The sequence below is a fragment of the Sphingopyxis sp. genome, assembly GCF_019459305.1.
Taxonomy (GTDB): domain Bacteria; phylum Pseudomonadota; class Alphaproteobacteria; order Sphingomonadales; family Sphingomonadaceae; genus Sphingopyxis.
This window is the reverse complement of sequence record NZ_JAIBES010000155.1, coordinates 1-22,232: the sequence shown is the minus strand read 5'-3', so window position 1 is coordinate 22,232 and position 22,232 is coordinate 1. Positions and strand designations below refer to the sequence as shown.

The following is a 22,232-nucleotide window of genomic DNA, read 5'->3' as shown; positions in this document are numbered from 1 at the left end:
TCGACGCGGGGGTGCCGCGATGCTGCGCATAGCCCGAATGGCAATGCTGATCGGCGGGGCGTTTTTCCCGGTGCTGTCGATCGCACAGGCGCCGACGGCCGGGGAATCGGTGCTCGGCGCAGCGGAGGCGCTCAAGCCGGGCGAATATCTTTGGGCGCCCCAGATCGCGCCGCACGGTCCGCTGTTGCTAATTGTCAGCACCGCGACCCAACGAGCAACGCTCTATCGCAACGGCCTCCCGATCGCGATTTCAACCGTGTCGACCGGGCGGCCAGATCATCGCACCCCGACCGGCGTGTTCACCATCCTTCAGCGCAAGGTCGAGCATTATTCGAACCTCTACGACAATGCGCCGATGCCTTATATGCAGCGGCTCACCTGGGGCGGCGTTGCGCTGCACGGCGGAACCCTGCCCGGCTATCCCGCCTCGCATGGCTGCATTCGGCTGCCCCATGAATTCGCACGCCTGCTATACGGCCTGACCCGGCTCGGCATGACCGTCATCATCACCGATGCTCCCGCCGTGCCTCGCGTCGCACCCGCCGAACGCATGGCATGGGACAGCGTCGATGGCGCGGATGCAGCTTTCATATGGCATCCGGAGCGCGCCGCGTCGGGACCGGTGTCGGTCGTGATCAGCGCCGCCGATCGGCGGGTGGTCGTCCTCCGCAACGGGACCGTGATCGGCTCGGCGCCGATCCGGATCGACGGAGCGGTGACCGGAACCTCGGTCTTCGTGCGGCAAGATACCATGGCATCGCAGGGTGGGTGGGTGCGCATCCACCTGCCTGAGCGGCTCGCGGCGCCAGCAGAAGAGAGCTTTGCGGGGCGTCTCCATGTCGCTTCGGAATTTCGCGCTGCGGTCGAACCGCTGCTCGCCCCCGGGACCAACGTGGTGATTACCGGGGATTCGCTGCGCCGCGATGCCGCAATCCCGTTCCGCATCGAGGCCGACACCGGCGAAACCCCGCCGGAGTGACGCTCGTCGTCCGCGCCCGCAAGGCTTGCCCGGCGCTGCCGCGATTTCAGAACGGCGGAGGCGTTCCAGCCAGGAACGCCGCGAGAATGACCAGCGACAAGATGCCGCCGCCGACGCGTAACCGCAGGCCATCTTCGGCGGCGCGCGAGGGTTTTCCTGTTGTTTGCATGCTATTCGCCTCCTCTCTGATCGCCCTGCTGCGGACGCATTGGCGTGGGCGCGCCGGGCGGAAGAGAGCTCCCGCCGGCACGAGACAGCGTCAGCTGTCGATCTTGATCTTGCGCGTGCGTTTGCGCGCCGCGGCATTTTTGCCGATGTCCAGCGTGAGCAGGCCGTGTTTGAACCTGGCCTTGACCTTGTTCTCGTCTGCATCGATCGGCAGCGTGATCTGGCGCTGGAAATGCCCGTGACGGCGTTCGTTGATCAGGCAGTCGCCGTCGCGTCGTTCGGCGGATTCATGCTTCTCGGCGGCGATCGTGAGAATGCCGTCGGCCATTTCGACCGTGATGTCCTTCTCAGTCAGCCCGGGCAGTTCGGCCGACAGCCGGTAGCTCTCGCCCGCGTCGGTCAGTTCGATCGCGGGCTTGGGTATGACAAAGCGCGGTACGAAACTCAGCAAGCTGCGACCAGGCTTGCTCATTTCGTCCATGAAGCGGTCGACTTCGGCGCGGAACCAATCGACTGCGCCGAGTTCGGGTGCGGGGGGCGATGCGGGGGCATCGGTGCGGGCGGGCGTCATGTCATTCATCGATTGTCTCCTGACCGAGATGAAACCGGACGGCGGGGACGGTCGTCCGCCGCGGCGTCGCAACACCGGCGAATGGTTGTCGCCAATATGCGACCGGATTGTATGAGAGTGGCGACCGGGGGTTGAATCGGGAATGCTACGTAAGGACCGCCAAAGCCAACGACCGGCCGTCAGCCCAAACCCTTACGGAAAACTGCGAATAGTCCGGATCGCGCAATCCGATCAGATTGGCCTTACTTGGAAAGGCCGACATGAGGGGTCTGGAAGATGCCGAGCTGCGGCTCGGGAGGGAATAGGACCGTGCACGCACGGGACGATCTTTCCAGCTTCCTTCGCGAACGCTTTTGTCAAGCGGTTCCCCGGACCCACTTTGGCGCCGATCGGATTTGGACGGTGCCAAGGCCATCGGGGATACAGCGCTGCGAGGATGAAGCGACCCATGCCTCGCAGCGCTGTTTGCCAAGTCCGGCACCGCACCGGTGCCATTCCCCAACGTCAGGAGACGGAAGATGAAAAAGACCGACAGCCAGCTGCAGCATGACGTCATGGCCGAACTCGAATGGGAACCAGCCGTCGATCAGGCGGAAATCGGCGTCGCCGTGACCGATGGCGTGGTGACCCTTACCGGCTATGTGAAGAATTTCACCGAAAAGCTTGCGGCCGAGAAAGCGGTGCGCCGCGTCGCCGGGGTGCGGGCGATTGCGGAAGAAATCAAGGTTCGTCTTGCCTCCGACAGCAAGACTGCCGACCATGAGATCGCCAAGCGCATTCTCGACATGATCGCGTGGACGGTGTCGATCCCGGACGACAAGATCAAGGTGAAGGTCGAGCATGGCTGGGTGACGTTGTCCGGCACGGTCGACTGGTTCTTTCAAAGCAATGAAGCGCGCAAAGCTGCGGCGCGGGTGTCGGGCGTCGTCGGGGTCACCAACCTGATCGACGTCAAACAGCTGCCGGCGCGCGCCGACATCAAGGATCGCATCGTCTCGGCGTTCAAGCGGCAGGCCGATCTCGACGCGGCGGGGGTGACAGTCACCACCGATGGCGGCACCGTGAAGCTCAGCGGAAAGGTCCATGCCTGGAACGAACGCGGCATCGCTGAACGCGCCGCGTGGTCGGCGCCCGGCGTGACGAAGGTCGAAGACCATCTGACCGTGCAATACTGACACCCCCGTCCCGAAAAGGCGGACTGCGGCCGCTCCGGTGACGGGGCGGCCGCTTCTTATCCGTATCATTGCGCATATCGAGCGACAGGCAGCCGCCCTATTTTCGGTCGTCAACGAGAAGGAGAATGGGCCATGAAGAATATCCTGTTGCTGGTGCATCATGACGATGGCCAGGAAGCCCGGTTGCAGGCTGCGCTCGACGTGGCGCGCGCGCTCGGCGGTCATCTCGCCTGTATCGACGTGACACCTTATCCGGTCATGGCCGGTAACGCGGTCATGGGCTTTGGTGAGAGCGTCGTCGTGTTCGACGAGCGCGACAGCGAGGCGAAGAACAAGGCCGAGCTAACTGATCGACTGTCGCGCGAGGACGTCAGCTGGAGTTGGGCCGATGTCACCGGCGAAATGGCCACCTCGGTTCTCGAAGCTGCCGATCTCGCCGATCTCATCGTCCTCAATCGCGCGCTTGACGGCTATCCGCTCCCGAACATGCGCGAGATCACCAGCCGGATCGTCGAACGAACCAATGCGGCGGTTCTTGCAGTGCCGGAAGCACTGGAGCGTTTCAAATTCGATCGGGCGCTGGTCGCCTGGGACGGCGGACAGGCGTGTGCCGCTGCCTTGCGAGCGGCCGTACCCTTGCTGGGACTTGCCAAGGAGGTCGAAATTTTCATGGCCCGTGAAGACGAAGCGCGCAATGAGCCCGAGCAGGCGGCCTCCTATTTGTCACGATATGATATCCACGCCAGCATCAAGATCGTCGATACGCCCGACGGACGCATCGACACGCTGATCGCAAACGAAGCGAGCCATTTCCGCGCCGATTACATCGTGATGGGCGCCTATGGCCGAGGGCGGCTGCGCGAGACTTTTGGCGGCGTCACCAAGCGCATGTTGCAGGGCAGCAAGCTGCCGCTGCTGCTTGGGCGTTGAACTGCGCGAGTCGGCCGCGAATGCACGCTAATCGATTCTCCTGGCGAAGACCAAGCAACGCAATGCCACGCGGCTCCGCTTTGGCGACTGGTATGTCGTCATCCGTTCCCCCCAGTGACCCACAATTCCCAAATAGCGGATAATCAGCAATGACCGACAAAGCGAAGCTGTCCGCGCCAGACGCGCGACGCGTGCTCATAGTGGAAGACGATCCAAGTGCGCGCCGGTCATTGCTTCTTCTCCTGACTGGTCGCGGTTTTGACGCGGTTGCCCATTCCGGCGTAGCGCCGGCGTTGGCCGACGCAGAGGATCGGCCGCCGGCCTGCCTCGTGACCGATTACCGCCTCGGAGACGGAGACGGTATCAACCTGCTGGCGACATTGCGCAGGCGGGGCTGGCTTGGACCTGCAATTCTGATCTCGGCCTTTGGGTCGAGCGATCTGAAACAGTGCGCCGACGATGCGGGATTTGCCGAGATATTCGACAAGCCGATGCGCGAGCATGCGCTGGTAGATGCGGTCGGGCGTTTGACGAGTCGGGAGATCGGGTCACCGGATCTTCGCCGCGATAGCTAGGAGGCCGCCAGCAGGTGCCGCCATTCGGGCCGGATTATTCGATCCCGCAGAGCAAGCGGAGCCGCCACGCGGCAACCTGCACCGACGCTTGCGCTTCGGCGAGCCGCGCGGTCGCCGCGATTGCCTCGCGCGCGGCGTCCAGTTCTGCCAGCGGGGTCTTCGCGCCAGACCGCACCTCGAGCCACGTGCCGCGCAGGGCTTCGCGCGCCGCTGCGTCGCCCTCGCGCGCCGCCTCGGTCCCGCGTTCGGCGCTTTCGAGGTCGCTCCAGGCTTCGATCACTGCCTGGGTCACATCATCCTGCACTTGCCGCAGTCGCGCCGCGCTGGCCGATCGCTGCGCCTGCGCTTCGCGCACACGCGCGCCGCCCGCGCCGCTGTCGAAGAAGGTCCAGCGGCCGCGCAGCCCGATGGTCATGCTATCGGCGCGATAGTCGGGAAAAAACTGGTCACGGACCCGCGCGCCCTCGGCAAAGACGCCGATCGTGGGCCGGCTTGCGGCCTTTGCCGCCCGCACGCCGGCATCGGCGCCGTCGACCGCCGCATCGGCCTGCGCAACCAGCGCATTGGCGGCGATCGCCGCCTCGATCGCCTCGCCGAGTGATGGCGGGACGCTGGGGCGCGGCGGAAGTGCGGTGAGGGCGCCGACGGATTTGCCCGTCAGGCGCTCGAGCCGCGCCTTGGCGGCCGTGAGCCGACCCTGCGCCTGGACGAGACCCGCCTGCCCTTCGGCGCGGCGCGCTTTTGCCTGCGCTACGTCGCTGCTCGTCGCGTCGCCGACGTCGTAGCGCAGCCCGGCATGGCGCACGATCTCTTCGAGCGCGGCCACGAGCCCGGCGTAGCTCGCCACCATCTCGCGCGCCGTGAGTAGCTCGGCGTAGCTCGATACGGTCGCAAGCGTCAGATTCTGCCGCGCCATGTCGGTGCCGCGTTTCGCGGCGCGGTGGCCTGCTGCAGCCTGGTCGATCGCCGAGGCGATGCGCCCGCCGGCATAGAGCGGATATTCGCCGACGAGCTGGACCGCGCTCGGCGTCACATCATCGGCGGACAGGCCAAAATAGCCCCCGGGATCGAGCCGGCCATAGCCGAGGCTGCCCTCGATGCGCGCGCTCGGCCCCGCCGCTGCGCGGGCCTGCGCGACCCGCGCGTCGGCGGCGTCGGCATCGGCCTCGGCTGCGGCGAGCGCTGGCGAATGCGCGCGCGCATCGGCGACGGCTGTCGCCAGATCCTGAGCGGTGGCCGGGTGCGGGCCCGCGACAGTGAACACGCCTGCCGCAATCAGGGCCGCTGTATGTTTCACCGAAAGACGGTTCCCGAGCGCACGCCGAGACGCTTGAAGAGCATCGCGGCGGGGCAGAAGCCGGTGAAGCTCGCCTGGATAAGGTTGAGGCCCGCAAAGGCCGCCAGGGCGATCCAGTACGGATGGACGAACCAGGCGAGCACGACACTCACAAGGACAATGAAGCCAGCAAAACGCAGCACGGCACGATCGAGATTCATGGAACTTGTCCTTTCGTCAGAAGCGGAGTTTTTTGATGCCGAGCGCATGCATGGCGAGCTTTTCGTAAAAGGGCTCGCTTTCGCCCTTGCGGACCTTGCGCAGGAAATATTTCTCGAAGCCGATCTTGGCGAGATGCACCCATTTGCCCGACGACGACCAGTTGACGTTGCGCGGCGGGATTTGCGGCTGCGCGACGAAGGCGACACCGCCGTCGCCGAAATCGGCGAGGCACACGGCGTTCCACGTCGCCTCGTGGATCGGTGGCTTGCCGTCGATCTCGAGCTTCAGATTCTGGGCAATGGCAGTGACCATCGATTCGATCATGAATCCCGTCTTGGGCACGCCCACGGGAACCGGCGTCGGGCCGACCGGCGGGATCGCGACACAGACGCCGAGCGAATAGACATTGGCGAAGGTCGGGTTGCGCTGATGTTTGTCGGCGAGAATGAAGCCGCGCGGGTTGGTCAAGCCCTCGATCCCGAACACGGCGTCGACGCCGCGGAAGGCTGGCAGCAGCATCGAATAAGCGAAGGGCAGGTCGTGTTTCGCCTTGACGCTGCCGTCCTCGGCGACCTCCTCGACATGCGCCATGCCAGGCTCGAAGCTGGTGACCCGCGCATTGGTGATCCATTTGATGTGGCGGTTTCGAAACTCGCTTTCGAGCAGTCCCTTGGTGTCGCCGACACCGTCGAGGCCGAGGTGGCCAATATAGGGTTCGGCGGTAATGAAGGTCATCGGCACCTTGTCGCGAATCTTGCGCCGCTTGAGCTCGGTGTCGAGGATCATCGCGAATTCATAGGCGGGGCCGTAACAGGAGGCACCCTGCGCTGCGCCGACGACGATCGGGCCGGGGCTTTCGCAAAAGCGGTCGAAGGCATCCGCCGCAGCAGACGCATGATGTGTGGAGCAGATCGACACCGTGTTGGCGTCGGGGCCGAAACCCTCGATCTCGTCGAAGGCGAGGTTCGGGCCGGTCGCGATGACCAGATAGTCATAGTCGACGAAAGAGCCGTCATTCAGCTCGAGCTGGTTGTCCGTGGGATGGACGCGTTTGGCGCCGACCGCAGTGAAGCCGATGTCCTTGCGCGTCATCACCGGCGGCAGATGGACGCGGATCGCCTCGGGCTCGCGCCAGCGCACCGCGACCCAGGGATTGGACGGGACGAACCAGTAATCTTCCTGGTCGCAGACCACCATGACCTCGGCCTTGTCCTTGACGGCCTCGCGAATTTCATAGGCGGCGATCGTGCCGCCAAGCCCGGCACCCAGAACGACGATCCGCGGCAATGCCATAACTCTCTCTCCTTGCGCCCGGCGCGTCATTGAACACCACTCAGGTCGAGGCAATATTATAGTTGCATAATATTAGCACTACGTAATATTAGCAATATCGAATTTTGGGGCTGCTGGCTAGCGTGTCGGCCAACCGAGGAGTTTCATCATGTTGAGCCTGTTCTACTGCCTGCGATATACGGAGATTCCCGCACAAGAACGTGCCAGCCCATCCCTCGTGTCCGGGTGAGCGCCGTGCCTCTCCGCTTCATCCGGACTGCGGCGGTGGCCGCGCTTTCTTTGACCCTTTCCGCGTGCGGCGGCGGCGCAACCTTGCCGCCCGATTCGGCGGCGACGGTAAAGGGTGAGACGCTGGTTCTTCGATCTGCGGCCGTTACCGAATGGAAAGACGTGGGCGCGCTCGTTACCAGCATCGATATGGCCGATGCGCGCGCGCGCATTCCGGGCATCCTCGAAAGCCTGACCGTCCGCGAAGGCGATCTGGTCCGCAAGGGACAAGTGATTGGCCGCGTCGTCGACAATCGGCTCGGTTACGAAGGGGCGGCCTTCGGCGCCCAGGCAGCGGCGGCGCAGGCTCAGGCGGCGCAGGCTGAGGCCGAATTGTCGCGCGTCCAGTATCTCCACGCCAACGGCGTTTATGCGCAGGCGCGTCTCGACCAGGCGCAGGCGGCAGCGCGCGCAGCGCGTGCACAAGTCGCCGCTGCCAAGGCCCAGCAATCGGCGGTCGGCGCGGTTGCGGGACAGGGCGCGATCGTCGCGCCCTCGGCGGGCCGCATACTTGTCGCCCCCGTGCCTGCCGGATCGGCCGTCGCACCCGGCACGTCGATCGCAACGATCACGTCGGGGCCGATGGTGCTGCGCCTCGAGCTTCCCGAAAGCTTGGCGGGCAGGGTGCGCGTGGGGAGCGCGGTGCTGGCGACGGGGCTTGCCGATGATGCGAAAGCCGTGGCGCCGCGCGCGACGATCAGCCGCGTCTATCCCTCGGTAACCGGCGGCCAGATGATAGCCGATGTTCAATTGCCGGGGCTTGCGAGCGCCATGGTCGGACGCCGCGTCACCGCGCGCGTCGCCGTCGGCGAGCGTCAGGCGCTGGTCGTGCCGCGCCGCTTTGTGATAACCCGCTATGGCATCGATTATGTGACGATCCGCGTCGGCAAGGAGGCGACGTCGCGCGTGCCGGTGCAAATCGCGCCGATCGACGATCCGGCTCGGATCGAAATCCTCTCGGGCGCCGCCGCCGGCGATACGCTGATCGCGCCGCATACCGGGACGCGTCCATGAGCCTTGGCATATCCGGTCGGCTGACGCGCGCTACGATCCAGAGCCCGCTGACCCCGCTGATGCTGCTCGCCGCGATCCTCGTCGGGCTGCTCGCGATCATGACGATCCCGCGCGAGGAGGAGCCGCAGATCAGCGTGCCGATGGTCGACCTGATGGTTGCCGCGCCGGGTCTGTCGGCAAGCGATGCGATTGAACTGGTCGGCAAACCGCTGGAGTCGATCGTGAAAAGCGTCGACGGCGTCGAACATGTATACACACAGGCCGAAGACGATCGGGTGATGGTAACCGCGCGTTTCCTGGTCGGGTCCGACGCCGATGATGCCGCGATCCGCATCAACGAGCGGCTGTCGGCCAATATGGACAAACTTCCAGTGGGTGTCCAACCTCCGCAGGTGACCGTGCGCGGCATCAGCGACGTGCCGATTGTCGTCCTGACGTTGTCACCCAAGCCCGGCGCGCCGGGCGAGTGGAATGAGCAGGCGTTACGAGCGCTCGCAAGCAGACTGCGGACCGAGGTCGCAAAGGTTGAGGATGTCGGGCTGACCTTTCTCACCGGGGGGCAGGAAGAGCAACTCCGCGTCGTGCCTGATCCTGCCAGGCTGACCGCGCACGGGGTGTCGCTCGGTGCGCTGATCGATGCTGTCGGTCAGGCCAACCGCAGCTTTCCGCTCGGGACGGTGCGCGAAGCCGGAAAAGCGACCGCTGTCGTTGCAGGCCAATCCGTGCGCAGCGCCGAGCAATTGGCGACGATCACGATCCGCAGCGCCAACGGCAGCCCCGTCTATCTGCGCGATGTCGCGACGGTAAAGCAGGGATCAGGCGAGGATCAGGCGCGCGCCTGGCGCTGGATAAGGGGAGCGGAAAATCGCTGGTCGATGGCACCCGCGGTCAGCCTGGCCATCGCCAAGCGCTCGGGCGCCAACGCGGTCAACGTCTCGCATGCCGTCGTCGAACGCGTCGAGGCGCTGCGCGGCAGTCTGATCCCCGCGGGCGTCGATGTCGCGGTCACCCGCAACTATGGCGAGAGTGCCAACGAAAAGGCGAATGAGCTGATCTTCCACCTCGGGCTCGCCACGGTGTCGATTGTTATCCTGATCGGCTTCGCGATCGGCTGGCGTGAGGCGGCGGTGACCGCGGTCGTGATCCCGACGACGATCCTGCTGACGATGTTTGCCTCGAATCTGATGGGCTTCACGATCAACCGCGTCAGCCTGTTCGCATTGATCTTCTCGATCGGCATCCTTGTCGACGATGCGATCGTGATGATCGAGAATATTGCGCGCCACTGGGCGATGGCCGATGGGCGCAGCCGGATCGACGCCACGGTTGATGCGGTCGCCGAGGTCGGCAACCCGACGATCGTCGCGACGCTGACGGTGGTCGCGGCGCTGCTGCCGATGCTCTTCGTGTCAGGGCTGATGGGCCCCTATATGGCGCCGATCCCGATCAATGCGTCGGCGGCGATGCTCTTTTCCTTTTTCGTCGCGGTGATCATCGCGCCGTGGCTGATGGTGCGCTTTGCGCGGAATACGCTGGCGCACGGCCACGAAGACCATGCGACTGGCGGCAAGCTTGGCGCGCTCTATGGCCGCGTCGCGCGTCATGTGATCCGCGACCGAAAGAGTGCGCGGACCTTCCTGATCGCGGTCGGCGCCGCGACGCTCGTTGCCTGCTCAATGTTCTATTTCAAGGCGGTGACCGTGAAGCTCCTCCCCTTCGACAACAAGTCGGAAGTGCAGCTCGTCCTCGACATGCCTGAAGGAACCTCGCTCGAAGCGACCGGGCGCACACTCGACGCCGCCGCGGCGATTGCGCGGCAATTGCCCGAGGCGCACGCGATGGAGGCTTACGCCGGCACCGCGGCGCCGTTCAATTTCAACGGCCTTGTCCGCCATTATTTCCTGCGCAACCGTCCCGAGATGGGCGATGTGATGGTGACGCTGGCCCCCAAGGATGAACGTGACCGGTCAAGCCATGCGATCGCGCTCGACCTGCGCGAGCGGTTGCAAGCGGCACTGCCACTCCCCGCCGGAGCGTCGATCAAAGTTGTCGAGACACCGCCAGGACCGCCGGTGCTCGCGACGATGCTCGCGGAAATCTATGGTCCGGACGAAGCGACGCGGCGCAGGACCGCCGAGCAGGTCGAAAAGCTGTTCCGCACGATCCCCTATGTCGTGGATGTCGACAATAGTTTCGGCGTTGCCCGGCCGCGGCTGCGCCTCGTCCCCGACCGCGCGCGGATGGATGCCTATGGCATTTCGGAGCGTCAGCTTTTCGACAGCATCGGCGCGCTGCTCGGCGGGCAGATCGTCGGCTATGCGCCGCGCGGCGATGGGCGCGATCCGCTCCCGATCCGCGTCGCGCTCGACCAGGCGCAAAGGACGTGGAGTGCCGGCCTCGCCGCAACCCCGGTCGCCAGCATGGGGCCGGGCGGACGGCTCGTACAGCTTGGCGAGATCGTCGACGTGCACGAGGAGGCGGGGTCGCCCGCGCTCTTCCGCCGCAACGGGCGCGCCGCCGACATGGTCACGGCCGAACTCGCCGGCGATTATGAAGCCCCCATCTATGGCATCTTTGCGGTCGATGACGCGATCGAGGCGTTCGACTGGAAAGCGCACGGCATGGAAAAGCCCGTCATTCGCTTCAATGGCCAGCCAGGCAATGAACAGGTGCCGACGCTGCTGTGGGACGGCGAATGGGAGATCACCTGGGTGACCTTCCGTGACATGGGCGCCGCCTTCATGGTGGCCCTGCTCGGCATCTATGTGCTGGTCGTCGGGCAGTTCAGGAACTTCAAGATTCCGCTCGTCATATTGACCCCCATTCCGCTGACGCTCGTCGGCATCGTGCTCGGACACATGTTGTTCGGCGCGCCCTTTACCGCCACTTCGATGATCGGATTCATCGCTCTCGCCGGGATCATCGTGCGCAACTCGATCCTGCTCGTCGATTTCATCAATCATGCGAAGGCCCCGGACAAGCCGCTGCGCGATACCTTGCTCGAAGCAGGGATGATCCGCTTCAAGCCGATCGTGCTGACGGCGGCGGCGGCGATGATCGGCGCTGCCACGATCCTCACCGATCCCATTTTCCAGGGACTCGCCATATCTTTGCTGTTCGGGCTTGCCTCCTCGACACTGCTGACCGTGCTGGTTATTCCCGCGATCTACATCGTCCTGCGCGACGATGGCCGCGAAGGAAGTCTCTCTCCATGACCAAGCCGACCGACCTCTCGATCCTGAAGCGGGATGCGCATGAGATGGCGGACTATCTGAAACTGCTCGCGAATCCCGAGCGCCTGCTGATGCTGTGCCAGATGGACGCGCGCGAGGTGTCGGTGGGCGAGCTGACCGAGATGTCCGGCCTGTCGCAGTCGGCGGTTTCACAGCATCTGGCGCGCATGCGAAAACAAGGCATCGTGTCGCTGCGCGGTGCGGCGCAGACACGCTTTTATACGCTTGCCGATCCCAAGATGCAGCGTATCATCGCCGCTCTGTGCGAGGCGTGCGGCGCGCCCTAGCGATCCGCTGCGGTGCCCTGACAGCGGATTAGAGCGCGGCGCCGATACGTAATAGTCCTGATTCGGCTACCGGGACCCGGCTGCTATCCCCGTCCGATGCCGAACCCCCTGCGAACCTGTCCGCCCGCTGCCGCCCTTGTCGCAGGGGCGCAGCACCGGCTGGTAGAAGCGAGCGCCGGATGAAAATCCGCCGCGTTGCGATCGATACCCATCCGGAAAACACGGCCTTTCTGCTGCGGGCCGGGGGCGAGTTTGCGCCCGAGCAGTTCCAGGCGATGCGCAAGGTCGCAATTGGCGACTGCACCGCATCAATTCTTGCGACGCTGGCGATCGTCGATGACGAGAGATTGCTCGCTCCGGGTGAAATCGGGCTCGGCGAACAGGCCTTTCGTCGGCTCGGCCTGCCGGACGGGGCCGAGGTCAGCGTTCGGCAGGCGCCTCCGCCGCATAGCCTCGAATTCGTTCGCCGAAAGATCGATGGCGATACGCTCGAAGACGCCGAAATCGGGGAAATCATCCGCGATATTGTGGCTTATCGCTATTCGCCGATGGAGATCGGCGCCTTCCTGGTAGCATGTGCCGGCTTCATGACGACCCAGGAAACGCTCGCGCTGACCCGGGCGATGGCCGACGCGGGGCGGCGGCTGCACTGGCCGCCGGGCGCGATCGTCGACAAGCACTGCATTGGCGGCATCCCCGGCAATCGCACCTCGATGATCGTCGTACCGATTGTTGCCGCGCACGGGCTCGTCATGCCCAAGACGTCGTCGCGTGCGATCACTTCGCCGTCGGGCACTGCCGATACGATGGAAGTGCTTGCGTCGGTGGACCTGTCCGCCGCCAAGCTCAAAGCCGTTGTGGAGCGTGAACATGCCGTGCTGGCCTGGGGCGGCCGGGTCAATCTTTCGCCCGCCGACGACATATTGATTTCGGTCGAACGCCCGCTGCGTATCGATACCTTCGACCAGATGGTCGCCTCGATCCTCTCCAAAAAACTCGCCGCCGGATCGACACATCTCCTGATCGACATTCCGGTCGGGCCGACCGCCAAGGTGCGTTCGCAAGCGGAAGCGGTCCGGCTGCGCAAACTTTTCGAGTATGTCGGGCGCAAGCTCGGCCTCATCCTCGACATTGTCTTCACCGACGGTTCCCAACCGGTCGGCCGCGGTGTCGGCCCGGTTCTCGAGGCACGCGACGTGATGGCGGTGCTTCGCAACGATCCCGCCGCCCCGGCAGATCTTCGCGAGCGCGCGTTGATGCTCGCCGGACGGGTGCTTGAATTTGATCCCGATCTCGAAGGCGGCGCCGGATTGGCGCGCGCGCGCGTGCTTCTGGAATCGGGAGCAGCGTTGGCGGCGATGGAGCGGATCATTGACGCCCAGGGCCGCCGTGCTGTTGCCCCCGAGTTGGGCGCGCTGGAATATGATGTCCGCGCCGATCAACGCGGGTCAGTGGCGGCGATCGACTGTCACCTCATCGCACGGATCGCGCGCGCGGCGGGCGCGCCGATGGACAAAGGCGCGGGGATTGATCTGCTCCGCAAAGTGGGCGATCGGGTCCTTCAAGGCGATGTCCTGTTTCGCATCCACGCCGAATCGGCAGCAGGTCTGGCATTCGCGCGCGAGCTTGCCGCCGCCTCGCCAGCCTATTCGGTGGCGACATGAGCGCGGCAGTCTTCGCGTTTTGCGACGGCGACGAACAAGCGCGAGCGCTGGCCGGGAACCTCGGCATTGCGGCGCATGGGATCGAGCGCCGCGCCTTTCCGGATGGCGAAAGCCTTGTCCGGATTCCTCCCGTCCCTGCCGTCGCCGAAACGGCCTTGTTATTCCGGTCGCTCAACGACCCCAATGTCAAGATTGTCGAAATATTGTTCGCTGCCGCCGCCCTGCGCGCGAGCGGCGCCAGGCGCGTGATGCTCGTCGCGCCCTATCTCGGCTACATGCGGCAGGACGTGGCCTTTCACCCCGGCGAAGCGATCAGCCAGCGCGTCATCGGCGAGCTCATCGCCGAACATTTCGATGGCCTTGTTACCGTCGACCCGCATCTTCATCGCATTGCGGCGTTGGATCAGGTTGTTCCCGCCATACCAGTGGTCGCGGTTTCGGCGGCGCCTGCGCTCGCCGCCGCGCTCGCCCGCGACATGGAACCGGGAACACTGTTGATCGGACCCGACCGCGAATCAGCGCCGTGGGTCGAGAGGATCGCGGCCCGGTTGAATCTCGACATGATCGTTGCGGAAAAATGTCGCCGCGGCGACCGCGACGTCGTGCTGCGCCTGCCGGAGGCTGCGCGGGTTGACGGCAGGGTGGCGGTCATCATCGACGACATCGTGTCGAGCGGCTCGACCCTGATAGCTTGCGCCACGCTGCTCCGGGCCTCGGGCGCCGGGCGTGTCGAGGCCGCCGCGACCCATTGCCTTGCCGGTCCGGCCGACCTCGAGCGATTGTATGCCGCGGGCGTCGCGCGCCTCTGTACCAGCGATTCGGTTCCGGGGCCGGTAGCGACGATCCCGCTAGCGACAGTGATTGGCAATGCGATCCGCGAACTGGGCTGGCTGGAATCGATACGATGAAGGGGGCGGCACGCGATGGCCAAACGCCCGCGTTTCGCTGCTCGGGTCTCGCCAAAGTGTATCGGACCGGGGAGACCGAGGTGCATGCGCTGCGCGGGGTCGATCTCGTCATTCCTGCCGGCGAAATTCTCGTTTTGCTTGGCCCTTCGGGCAGCGGCAAATCGACGTTGCTCAACATCCTCGGCGGCCTTGACCGCCCAACGTCGGGCACGCTCCTCTATGGCGATCGTGATTTAACTGCGATGGACGATGCCCAGTTGACCCGTTTCCGGCGTGCAGAGGTCGGGTTCATCTTCCAATTCTATAATCTGATCCCCAGCCTGACCGCCGAGGAAAATGTCCGCCTCGTCACCGATATCGCCGAACGCCCGATGGCTGCCGCGGACGCGCTCGGTCTCGTCGGCCTCGGCGATCGCCGCGACCATTATCCCGCGCAGCTGTCCGGCGGCGAGCAACAGCGGGTTGCGGTTGCGCGCGCGATCGCCAAACAGCCCGGCGTGCTGCTCTGCGACGAACCAACCGGCGCGCTCGACAGCAGCACGGGGGTGCGGGTGCTCGAGACGCTCGCGCAAGCCAACCGCTCGCTGGGCACGACCGCGGTCATCATCACCCACAATGTCGGCATCGCAGCGATGGCGCACCGGGTGTTTCATTTTCTCGACGGCAGCATCGCGCGCGTCGAGCAAAACGCCGCGCCGATCGATCCGGCGGAGATAACGTGGTGAAGGCGCTCGATCGCAAGCTTATGCGCGATCTGTGGCGCATGCGCGGGCAGGTCCTCGCCATCGCGCTGGTACTCGCGGCGGCGAGCGCAACTTTCGTTCTGTCACTCGGTGTTCATCGCTCGCTGACCGAAACCCGCGACGCTTATTATGCCGAGAGCGCCTTTGCCGACGTTTTTGCCGACATGACGCGCGCCCCGCGCAGTATCGTCGCGCGCGTCGCCGCTATCCCCGAGGTGCGGCGTGCCGAAGGCGCGATCCGTCAATATGCGACGCTTGAGCTTCCCGGGAGCAGCGCGCCGGCGCGCGCGCTTGTCATTTCGCTGGAGGACAAGCGGCGCCCCGCGCTCAACCGCCTGACCTTGCGTGCCGGACGGCTCCCCGATCCCGGCCAGCCCGGCGAAGTGATCGCGGACGAAGCCTTTGTCGAGGCCAATGGCTTTCCACTCGGTACCCGGCTCGAAACGATCATCTATGGTCGCCGACAGTCGATCAAGATCGTCGGCATCGGGCTTGCTCCAGACTATGTCTATGCGATCGCGCCGGGCGACCTCATTCCCGACAACAACCGTTTTGGCATCTTCTGGATGAACACGAAGGCGCTCGAGGCGGCTACTGACCGAACCGGCGCGATTACACGTATCGCGCTGACACTGGAGCGCGGGGCGTCGGAAGCCGAGGTGATCCGGCAGCTCGATACGCTTCTTGCACCATTTGGCGGTACTGGCGCCTATGGGCGGACCGACCATGTCAGCCACGCATTTCTGGACAATGAACTGATGCAGCTCGAAGCGATGACCCGCGTCATCCCGCCAGTGTTTCTGATCGTCTCAACGTTCCTCGTCTATATCGTCCTCGGGCGGATGATCCGGACCGAACGAACCCTCATCGGGCTCCTCAAGGCCTTCGGCTATTCGGACCGGGCGGTCGGATGGCATTATCTGAAATTTGCTCTCGCGATCGCGGCCCTGGCGATCGTGCTCGGCACGCTTGCTGGCATATGGATGGGCCGCGGGATGACCAGTCTTTATGCCGAATATTATCGCTTTCCCATCCTTCGCTATCATGTTTCGCCCGTCGTCATCCTCGGTGCGGCAGGCCTCGCCGCCGCCGCCGCGGGCTTCGGCGCGCTCGGCGGGATGCGCGATGCGATCCGGCTGAGTCCGGCGGTCGCGATGGCGCCGCCGCCGCCGCCGGTCTATCGCGCGGGATTGATCGAACGCCTCGGCAATCGCGCCCACTTTTCGGTGATCGGTCATATGATCCTGCGCCACATTGCCCGCTGGCCGGGACGTTCGGCGATGACCGCATTCGGCGTCGCGCTTTCGATGGGGCTGCTGTTCGCGACGATGCAATTTGTCGATTCGAGCCGAACCATGCTCGATTCCTTCTTTTTTCGGGCGCAACGCTACGACCTCATGGTGACCTTCACCGAGCCGCGTGGCCAGGACGCCATTTTCGCGCTGGCCCAGCTTCCCGGGGTCATGCGGGTCGAGCCGACCCGCGCGGTCGCGGTCAAACTGCGATTGGGTAACCGGACCGAGCGCACCGCGATCGAGGCAACGGGTGACAATCCCCAGCTGTCTGCACGTATCGATCGCGACGGGCGCGAAATTGCCCTGCCGACTGCTGGTTTGATGCTGAGCCGTCAGCTCGCCGACAAGCTCGGTGTGCGCGCAGGCGACCGCGTCGAGGTCGAACTTCTCGGGGGCCGGCGCACGCAATTGCTCATGCCCGTCGGGAGTATCGTCGACGAATTTGTCGGCGCGCGCGCCTATGCGAGTGCGGCGGCCCTTGATGCCCTCGTGCGCGACGCCTCCCCCGTTGGCGCCGCCCTGATCCGTATCGATCCCGCGGCACGGCAGGAAGTTCTCAATCTGCTGAAGGATATGCCCGTCGTGCTCGGCGTTAGCGAGCGCAACGCGGCACTACGGCTGTTCGAGCGGATGATTGACGACAACCTGTTCACGATGCTCTTTTTCTACATCGGCTTCGCCTCGGCGATCACCGTCGGCGTGGTTTACAACAGCGCGCGCATCCTCTTTTCCGAACGCGCGCATGAACTCGCGACGCTACGCGTCCTCGGCTATCACCGCAGCGAAGTCGGTATCGTATTGCTCGGCGAACTGGCGCTGCTGGTGGTTGCTGCGGTGCCACTGGGATGTTTGATCGGCTTTGGGATGGCCCAGCTGATGACCGCCATGTTCAGCTCCGACCTGTTCCGCCTGCCCTTTGCGCCAGCGCGCTCAACCTACGGCTATGCGATCCTGATCGTGCTCACAGCGGCACTCGCAACCGCAGCAATTGTCGCACGGCGAGTTCTCGGTCTCGATATGGTGCGGGTATTGAAGGGACGCGAATGATGGGCAAGATGGTCAAACGCTGGCGATGGGCGCTTTTGGTGGCAGCGTTGCTGGTTGGCGGGCTGGTCTTTGCTTTCTGGCCGACGCCGCAAACTGTCGATACGGCGCGCGTGACACGCGGCGCGATGTCGGTGGGCGTGACTGATGACGGCATTACCCGCGCGGTCGATTATTATATCGTTGCGGCGCCGGTCACCGGTTATCTTTCCCGTATCGAACTCGAGCCCGGCGACCGCGTCGAGCGAGGTGCGCTGATCGCGCATATGAGCGGCCGACCGGCCGCACCGCTCGATCCGCGGAGCCGCCAGGAATTGCTCGCCGCGCTCGCGGCGGCAACCGCGGCCGTGCAGGGCGCTGATGCGTCCCTGGCGCAGGCGCAAAATGACCTTCGCCGCGCCGAGCAGCTTGCGGCGAGAGGCTTTGTGGCGAAAGCGCAGCTCGAGGCAGCGCGCACCCGGGCGACCACCGGCCAGGCGATGCTGGCCCAGAGCCGCGCCGAAGCCGCGCGGCTGCGGGCCGCGCTCGCGCAGCCGGTCGGCAGCGCGAGCGGCGGCGTTCCGATCCGCGCCCCGGCAGGCGGCTCAGTTCTGTCGGTGATTACCGAAAGTGAAGGCGTGATCGCCGAAGCGAGCCCGCTGGTGACGATCGGCGATCCGCGGCGGATCGAACTGGTCGTGGATCTGCTTTCGCGCGAGGCGGTCCAGGTGACCGCAGGCAACCGCGTCGAGGTCACACAATGGGGCGGATCGCAGCCGCTAATCGGTCATGTCGAACGCGTCGAGCCTTTCGGGCGGCTCAAAATATCCGCGCTTGGTATCGAGGAGCAGAGGGTCAATGTCATCGTCCGCTTCGATGACCTTCCGGATCGGGATGCGGCCCGCCTGGGTCATGGCTTTCAGGTCGATGCGACAATCATTCGGTGGAGCCGGCCCGACGCGTTACGTGTGCCGATCGGTGCACTGTTCCGCGGGATCGACGGCGGTTGGCAGGTTTTTGTGATCGCAAAGGGGCGGGCGGTAGCACGGTCCATCACACTCGGTCATATCAACGACGCTTATGGCGAGGTGACTGCGGGACTCCGCGCTGGCGACGAGGTGGTGATGAATCCACCCGCATCGCTCGACGATGGCGCATCGGTGCGTGCGCGGTGAAACACTGCCGGTGCTTCACACCTTTCGCAACAAGCCAACAATCCTGATGAGGAAAGCTGTCGACCAGCCGATCATCAGGATACCGTTGATGCCTTCGATCGCTGAAACGAGCCGCCATCGTTCGGCCATCACCGCATCGTCATAACCGATCGCCCCATAAGTGATGGTTGAAAAATATACCGCATCGCGCAAGGTCTCGATGGCTCCGATCGCGAGATACAGAAAAGCGTAGAGCCAGATTTCGACACCATGTGTGCCGACCAGCGCCAGCACGGCGAAGAGCAGCGTTACCCAGCCGCGCAGCGATGCGGGGTGGAGATGCCCCGATTCTTCATGTTTGGCTTCCAGCCGTAACAATTGGGTCAGCAGGACGAGGCCGGCCCCATGGATCGCTACCGTGAGGGTGACCATGACCGTCGAGAGTGCGAGTTCGCGGATCATGGCAAGGACGCTGGATTGAACCACATGGGTCGATGGCTGGATATCGCCGACATGCTATCGTTGCGCACCTGAGGAGCGGCGGCGCGACGACGATCTGAAACGCACGAAAGCGAGGCGGTAAGGCAGGGAAATAATCGTCGGACGTCGATCACGCAAAAAGCGTTGGCGCGGTTTCGGCGCCAAGCGCGTCCGGCACCGAAAGCTGGTCATGGTCGCCGTGCGGCCGGTGATCATGACTGTGCGGCAACCACATTGTGGCCGCCGAGTACCACCACTGGTTGATGAGCGATGTCGGAATGCGCCAGCTTTCGTGCCACGCCGACCAGAATCGACCGGCCGATGACATCGGGGAAATATTCAGAACATCGATGGCCATGAATGTCCTCCTGTCACTGCTGTAGAATGCGGGATCGCGCTGAAATATCGGGGAACATACCTAGTTGGCGGGTAAAATGAGCGCGGCCTCGAATGCGCGCACCCTGGCGCCGGCAGAAGCCGCAAGAGGTCGCGCGTTTGCACGGTCGGCCGCACGGCGCTCTTGTCTCGCTTCTTGGCGCGGCAGGCGCGCGGCCCTTGCGGCGGGTAAACAGCGCGCGGCGCTGTTCCGGACGCGATGTTGTCACCCCCGACCCGCCACCGGGCCGCGCACGCCGCGGCGCCTGCGGCTGCGACAAGGGCGCGTTGGTTGGGCGAGGAATCTGTGGCAAGTGCGTCGCCAATCAGGGTTTGGGGCGTTCGATTTTCGAGCCCAGCTCCGCCAGTAGGTTGCGGGCATCGAACGATTTGCCATTGCCGTCGGGCTTCGGTCCCCGGTGCATCACCATCTCCAACTGCTGCACGGTTGCGTCTGCCACAGCGGTTCGGCGATCAGCTGCCTGACGCCGGACCAGTGCTCCTCACCTTGCTAACGAGAATCCGTCCCCCGTCCGTACCATTCGGGCACCTCGACACCCAGTTCGCGCGCGCGCTGCTGTGCTGTGACGCGAAGCTCGTTGCGGATCCGCTGACGCTCCTGTTCGGTTGCGGCCGCTTGCATGCGGCTCCTGAACCCGGCGCGCTCCTGATCGGTAAGCATCGTCATCAGCATGTAGCCCGAGCGGTTTCCATAGTCCGCGCCCCGGCCGATGCGTGGAGGGGCATCGATTCCCATTTCGCGCGCACGCGCCTCAATCGCCTCCTGATGCCGGGCGCGAATGCGCTCGCGCTCCTCGGCGGTCGTTGCCGCGCGCATTTCGTCGCGGAATTGCATGCGTTCGGCACTCGTGAGCAAGCTGAAGCGGGCAAGCTGGTCGTCGATGGCCTGCGACGAATTCAGGCGGTCACGATCCTGATCCATGTCACCGGTCCGGTCCTTGTCGCGCAGGCGATCCTGGTCACGGTCCATATCGGTCCGATCCTTGTCCCGAATCCGATCGCGATCCTGATCGCAGATGTCACCGGGTGCACACAGGCGGTCGCGCGTGCGGTCGAGATCGCCGCGCGGCGCCGGCGGTATAGGTGAATTTGTACCAGCACCCGATCCGTGCTGAGCATTGGCTGCCGCCGGGAAGATTCCAAGCAGGACCGCGGCGGCGGTTGACGCCATCCATTTGCGATTCATGATAACTACTCCTCTTCAAAGTCGGAAAGAAAGGCTGGCGATCAGGGTCGGGGTCGTTCGACTTTCGGCCCCAGCTTTGTCACGACGTCGCGGGCATCGAAGGATTTTCCGTTGCCCTCAGGTTTCGGGCCGCGATGCATCACGATTTCGGCAGTCGCCTCGAACTGTTCGACCGTCCGCACATCGATATGGCTCGTCCAGAAGGGATCGCCGCCATAGGGATACCAGGAGCGCCAGCCATAGGGCCGGCCATAATATCGCCATTCCGGCAACCAATAGGCATAGGCCGAGCCGTACCAGGGCCGATAGAATGGATCGGGCTCGACGCGACGTTCGACGCGATGCTCGGTTTCGCGCTGGACGATCGAGAACCAGTCATAGCCCTGCGCAAGCGTCAGGTCGGCCGACCGGTAGAGAAGGTATCCCTCCACCGTGTCGCGCGAGGTCAGGCTATTGCCCTCGAAGGTGACGCGGTACCGATCGGACGCGAGCTGGACTTCCGAATATCCGCCCTTGATCTTGTTGGACGCCGAGGCCGGCTGGTAGGGCGTGCTCGTCGTGGCGCATCCGCCCAACGCAAGGACCACCCCCGCCAGAGCGGGAAGGGCCAGTTTCGAAAAACGGTTGTTGGTCATCGCTTCGTCCTCTCAATTCTGGGGGGCCGGCAAGTCCGCCGGCACTTCATATTCGTGGATATAGTTGATGATCGCCCGGGCATCGTCGACCGCGGTCGCAAAAGCATTGAAGGTGCCGCTGCCGCTGTAATCCGCGCTCCCGAAAACGGCCGCGAAGATGTTGACTTCGGTCGGCACGTAGCTGCCGTCGGGCTGCTTGATCAGCACGGTTGCGGTGACGTCGCCGTAGGTGTCCGAGCGATCGTAATTGTAGCTGCTGTAATCGATATCGGACCAGGTCACGCTGCCTGCGGTCTGCGTCTCGACGCCGAGGATGGCATTCATGTAGGCGACCGCATCAGGTGCCAGCGTCGAGAATTTGTCGGCGGCGCCGGCAATCAGGCTCGTCGCGGTGACCATGTCTTGAGTCGTCAGCACGCCATCGACCAGATGGTCGAACTCGGTCCCAGGCAGATCAGTGACCCCAGGAATGGTGCCGGTGGTCATCAGCGCAACATAGAGCGCGAGATTTTCGAGCGGAGCGTCGATCGTCTTGGTGCCTTCGGGGCTGGTGACGACCAGCCGGCCCGATGCGTCGGTGGTGATCGCGGTCGCGCTGTTGAGCAGAGCCACGACCTCGGCGGCGCGATTGTCGAGAACCTGGTCGGGCGCGCGCCCGCCGGGTGGGCGGCCCCTTTGTACATAGGTAGCCAGCGACGGGTCGCTCGGGGCGCCGTGGGGATGGCGGGGGGGCAGGGTGGCGGTGGGGTCAATGGGGG

At 64.6% G+C, this 22,232-nt stretch carries 23 protein-coding genes; 12 read left to right on the top strand and 11 right to left on the bottom strand.

What is annotated here, in order from left to right:
• The first annotated feature begins 37 nt into the window (after window positions 1-37).
• On the top strand, window positions 38-979 hold the full coding sequence (locus K0M74_RS19730) for a L,D-transpeptidase family protein (RefSeq protein WP_293976285.1): 942 nt from the start codon (window positions 38-40) through the stop codon (window positions 977-979).
• Window positions 980-1,025: 46 nt separating this feature from the next.
• Here the strand turns inward: K0M74_RS19730 and K0M74_RS19725 are convergent, their stop codons facing one another.
• Window positions 1,026-1,148: a hypothetical protein gene (locus tag K0M74_RS19725; RefSeq protein WP_293976283.1), complete on the bottom strand. Its 123-nt coding sequence runs from the start codon at window positions 1,146-1,148 to the stop codon at window positions 1,026-1,028.
• A 90-nt stretch (window positions 1,149-1,238) separates the two neighbouring features.
• Window positions 1,239-1,727, bottom strand: a complete 489-nt coding sequence (locus tag K0M74_RS19720; protein WP_293976281.1) for an Hsp20/alpha crystallin family protein — start codon at window positions 1,725-1,727, stop codon at window positions 1,239-1,241.
• Window positions 1,728-2,236: 509 nt separating this feature from the next.
• On the opposite strand from K0M74_RS19720, the gene K0M74_RS19715 reads away from it, so the two are divergent.
• From K0M74_RS19715 to K0M74_RS19705, 3 genes are all read left to right on the top strand, one after another.
• On the top strand, window positions 2,237-2,893 hold the full coding sequence (locus K0M74_RS19715) for a BON domain-containing protein (protein WP_293976279.1): 657 nt from the start codon (window positions 2,237-2,239) through the stop codon (window positions 2,891-2,893).
• A 132-nt stretch (window positions 2,894-3,025) separates the two neighbouring features.
• A complete protein-coding gene (locus tag K0M74_RS19710) occupies window positions 3,026-3,823 on the top strand; it encodes a universal stress protein (protein ID WP_293976277.1) in 798 nt (265 codons plus the stop codon).
• Between the two features lie 149 nt (window positions 3,824-3,972).
• The gene (locus K0M74_RS19705; RefSeq protein ID WP_293976275.1) at window positions 3,973-4,398 is read left to right on the top strand and encodes a response regulator; all 426 of its coding nucleotides are present in this window, start codon (window positions 3,973-3,975) and stop codon (window positions 4,396-4,398) included.
• Between the two features lie 34 nt (window positions 4,399-4,432).
• On the opposite strand, the gene K0M74_RS19700 is transcribed toward K0M74_RS19705, so the two are convergent.
• The 3 genes from K0M74_RS19700 to K0M74_RS19690 are packed head-to-tail and all read right to left on the bottom strand — an operon-like array spanning window position 4,433 to window position 7,189.
• Window positions 4,433-5,695 carry a TolC family protein gene (locus K0M74_RS19700; protein WP_293976273.1) on the bottom strand — a complete coding sequence of 421 codons (1,263 nt, stop codon included), beginning with the start codon at window positions 5,693-5,695 and terminating at the stop codon, window positions 4,433-4,435.
• Entirely contained in the window at window positions 5,692-5,895 is a 204-nt protein-coding gene (locus tag K0M74_RS19695; RefSeq protein ID WP_293976271.1) for a DUF2892 domain-containing protein, read from the bottom strand. Before K0M74_RS19695 ends, K0M74_RS19700 begins: the two co-directional genes overlap by 4 nt.
• Before the next feature lie 16 nt (window positions 5,896-5,911).
• Complete coding sequence (locus K0M74_RS19690) at window positions 5,912-7,189, bottom strand: FAD/NAD(P)-binding oxidoreductase (protein ID WP_293976269.1); 1,278 nt, start codon at window positions 7,187-7,189, stop codon at window positions 5,912-5,914.
• Window positions 7,190-7,453: 264 nt separating this feature from the next.
• Here K0M74_RS19690 and K0M74_RS19685 point away from each other — a divergent pair, with 264 nt between their 5' ends.
• From K0M74_RS19685 to K0M74_RS19650, 8 genes are all read left to right on the top strand, one after another.
• Window positions 7,454-8,470: an efflux RND transporter periplasmic adaptor subunit gene (locus K0M74_RS19685; protein ID WP_293976267.1), complete on the top strand. Its 1,017-nt coding sequence runs from the start codon at window positions 7,454-7,456 to the stop codon at window positions 8,468-8,470.
• Window positions 8,467-11,685, top strand: a complete 3,219-nt coding sequence (locus K0M74_RS19680) for an efflux RND transporter permease subunit (protein WP_293976265.1) — start codon at window positions 8,467-8,469, stop codon at window positions 11,683-11,685. The genes K0M74_RS19685 and K0M74_RS19680 overlap by 4 nt, the downstream gene beginning before the upstream one ends.
• Window positions 11,682-11,990, top strand: a complete 309-nt coding sequence (locus tag K0M74_RS19675; protein ID WP_293976263.1) for a metalloregulator ArsR/SmtB family transcription factor — start codon at window positions 11,682-11,684, stop codon at window positions 11,988-11,990. The genes K0M74_RS19680 and K0M74_RS19675 overlap by 4 nt, the downstream gene beginning before the upstream one ends.
• 179 nt (window positions 11,991-12,169) lie before the next feature.
• Entirely contained in the window at window positions 12,170-13,654 is a 1,485-nt protein-coding gene (locus K0M74_RS19670) for a thymidine phosphorylase family protein (RefSeq protein ID WP_293976261.1), read from the top strand.
• Window positions 13,651-14,562 carry a ribose-phosphate diphosphokinase gene (locus K0M74_RS19665; RefSeq protein WP_293976259.1) on the top strand — a complete coding sequence of 304 codons (912 nt, stop codon included), beginning with the start codon at window positions 13,651-13,653 and terminating at the stop codon, window positions 14,560-14,562. The genes K0M74_RS19670 and K0M74_RS19665 overlap by 4 nt, the downstream gene beginning before the upstream one ends.
• On the top strand, window positions 14,559-15,287 hold the full coding sequence (locus K0M74_RS19660) for an ABC transporter ATP-binding protein (RefSeq protein WP_293976257.1): 729 nt from the start codon (window positions 14,559-14,561) through the stop codon (window positions 15,285-15,287). Before K0M74_RS19665 ends, K0M74_RS19660 begins: the two co-directional genes overlap by 4 nt.
• A complete protein-coding gene (locus K0M74_RS19655) occupies window positions 15,284-17,647 on the top strand; it encodes an FtsX-like permease family protein (RefSeq protein WP_293976255.1) in 2,364 nt (787 codons plus the stop codon). The genes K0M74_RS19660 and K0M74_RS19655 overlap by 4 nt, the downstream gene beginning before the upstream one ends.
• A complete protein-coding gene (locus K0M74_RS19650; RefSeq protein ID WP_293976253.1) occupies window positions 17,644-18,798 on the top strand; it encodes an efflux RND transporter periplasmic adaptor subunit in 1,155 nt (384 codons plus the stop codon). Before K0M74_RS19655 ends, K0M74_RS19650 begins: the two co-directional genes overlap by 4 nt.
• A 15-nt stretch (window positions 18,799-18,813) precedes the next feature.
• Here K0M74_RS19650 and K0M74_RS19645 read toward each other — a convergent pair whose 3' ends face one another.
• The 6 genes from K0M74_RS19645 to K0M74_RS19620 all read right to left on the bottom strand — a co-directional run.
• On the bottom strand, window positions 18,814-19,209 hold the full coding sequence (locus K0M74_RS19645) for an ion channel (RefSeq protein WP_293976251.1): 396 nt from the start codon (window positions 19,207-19,209) through the stop codon (window positions 18,814-18,816).
• A 178-nt stretch (window positions 19,210-19,387) separates the two neighbouring features.
• Entirely contained in the window at window positions 19,388-19,615 is a 228-nt protein-coding gene (locus tag K0M74_RS19640; protein ID WP_293976249.1) for a hypothetical protein, read from the bottom strand.
• Between the two features lie 343 nt (window positions 19,616-19,958).
• Complete coding sequence (locus tag K0M74_RS19635; RefSeq protein WP_293976248.1) at window positions 19,959-20,093, bottom strand: hypothetical protein; 135 nt, start codon at window positions 20,091-20,093, stop codon at window positions 19,959-19,961.
• A 50-nt stretch (window positions 20,094-20,143) separates the two neighbouring features.
• Complete coding sequence (locus K0M74_RS19630; RefSeq protein ID WP_293976246.1) at window positions 20,144-20,839, bottom strand: hypothetical protein; 696 nt, start codon at window positions 20,837-20,839, stop codon at window positions 20,144-20,146.
• Between the two features lie 41 nt (window positions 20,840-20,880).
• Window positions 20,881-21,474 carry a hypothetical protein gene (locus tag K0M74_RS19625; protein ID WP_293976244.1) on the bottom strand — a complete coding sequence of 198 codons (594 nt, stop codon included), beginning with the start codon at window positions 21,472-21,474 and terminating at the stop codon, window positions 20,881-20,883.
• A gap of 12 nt (window positions 21,475-21,486) precedes the next feature.
• A partial coding sequence (locus K0M74_RS19620) for a hypothetical protein (protein WP_293976242.1) occupies window positions 21,487-22,232 on the bottom strand: 746 nt, incomplete at its 5' end.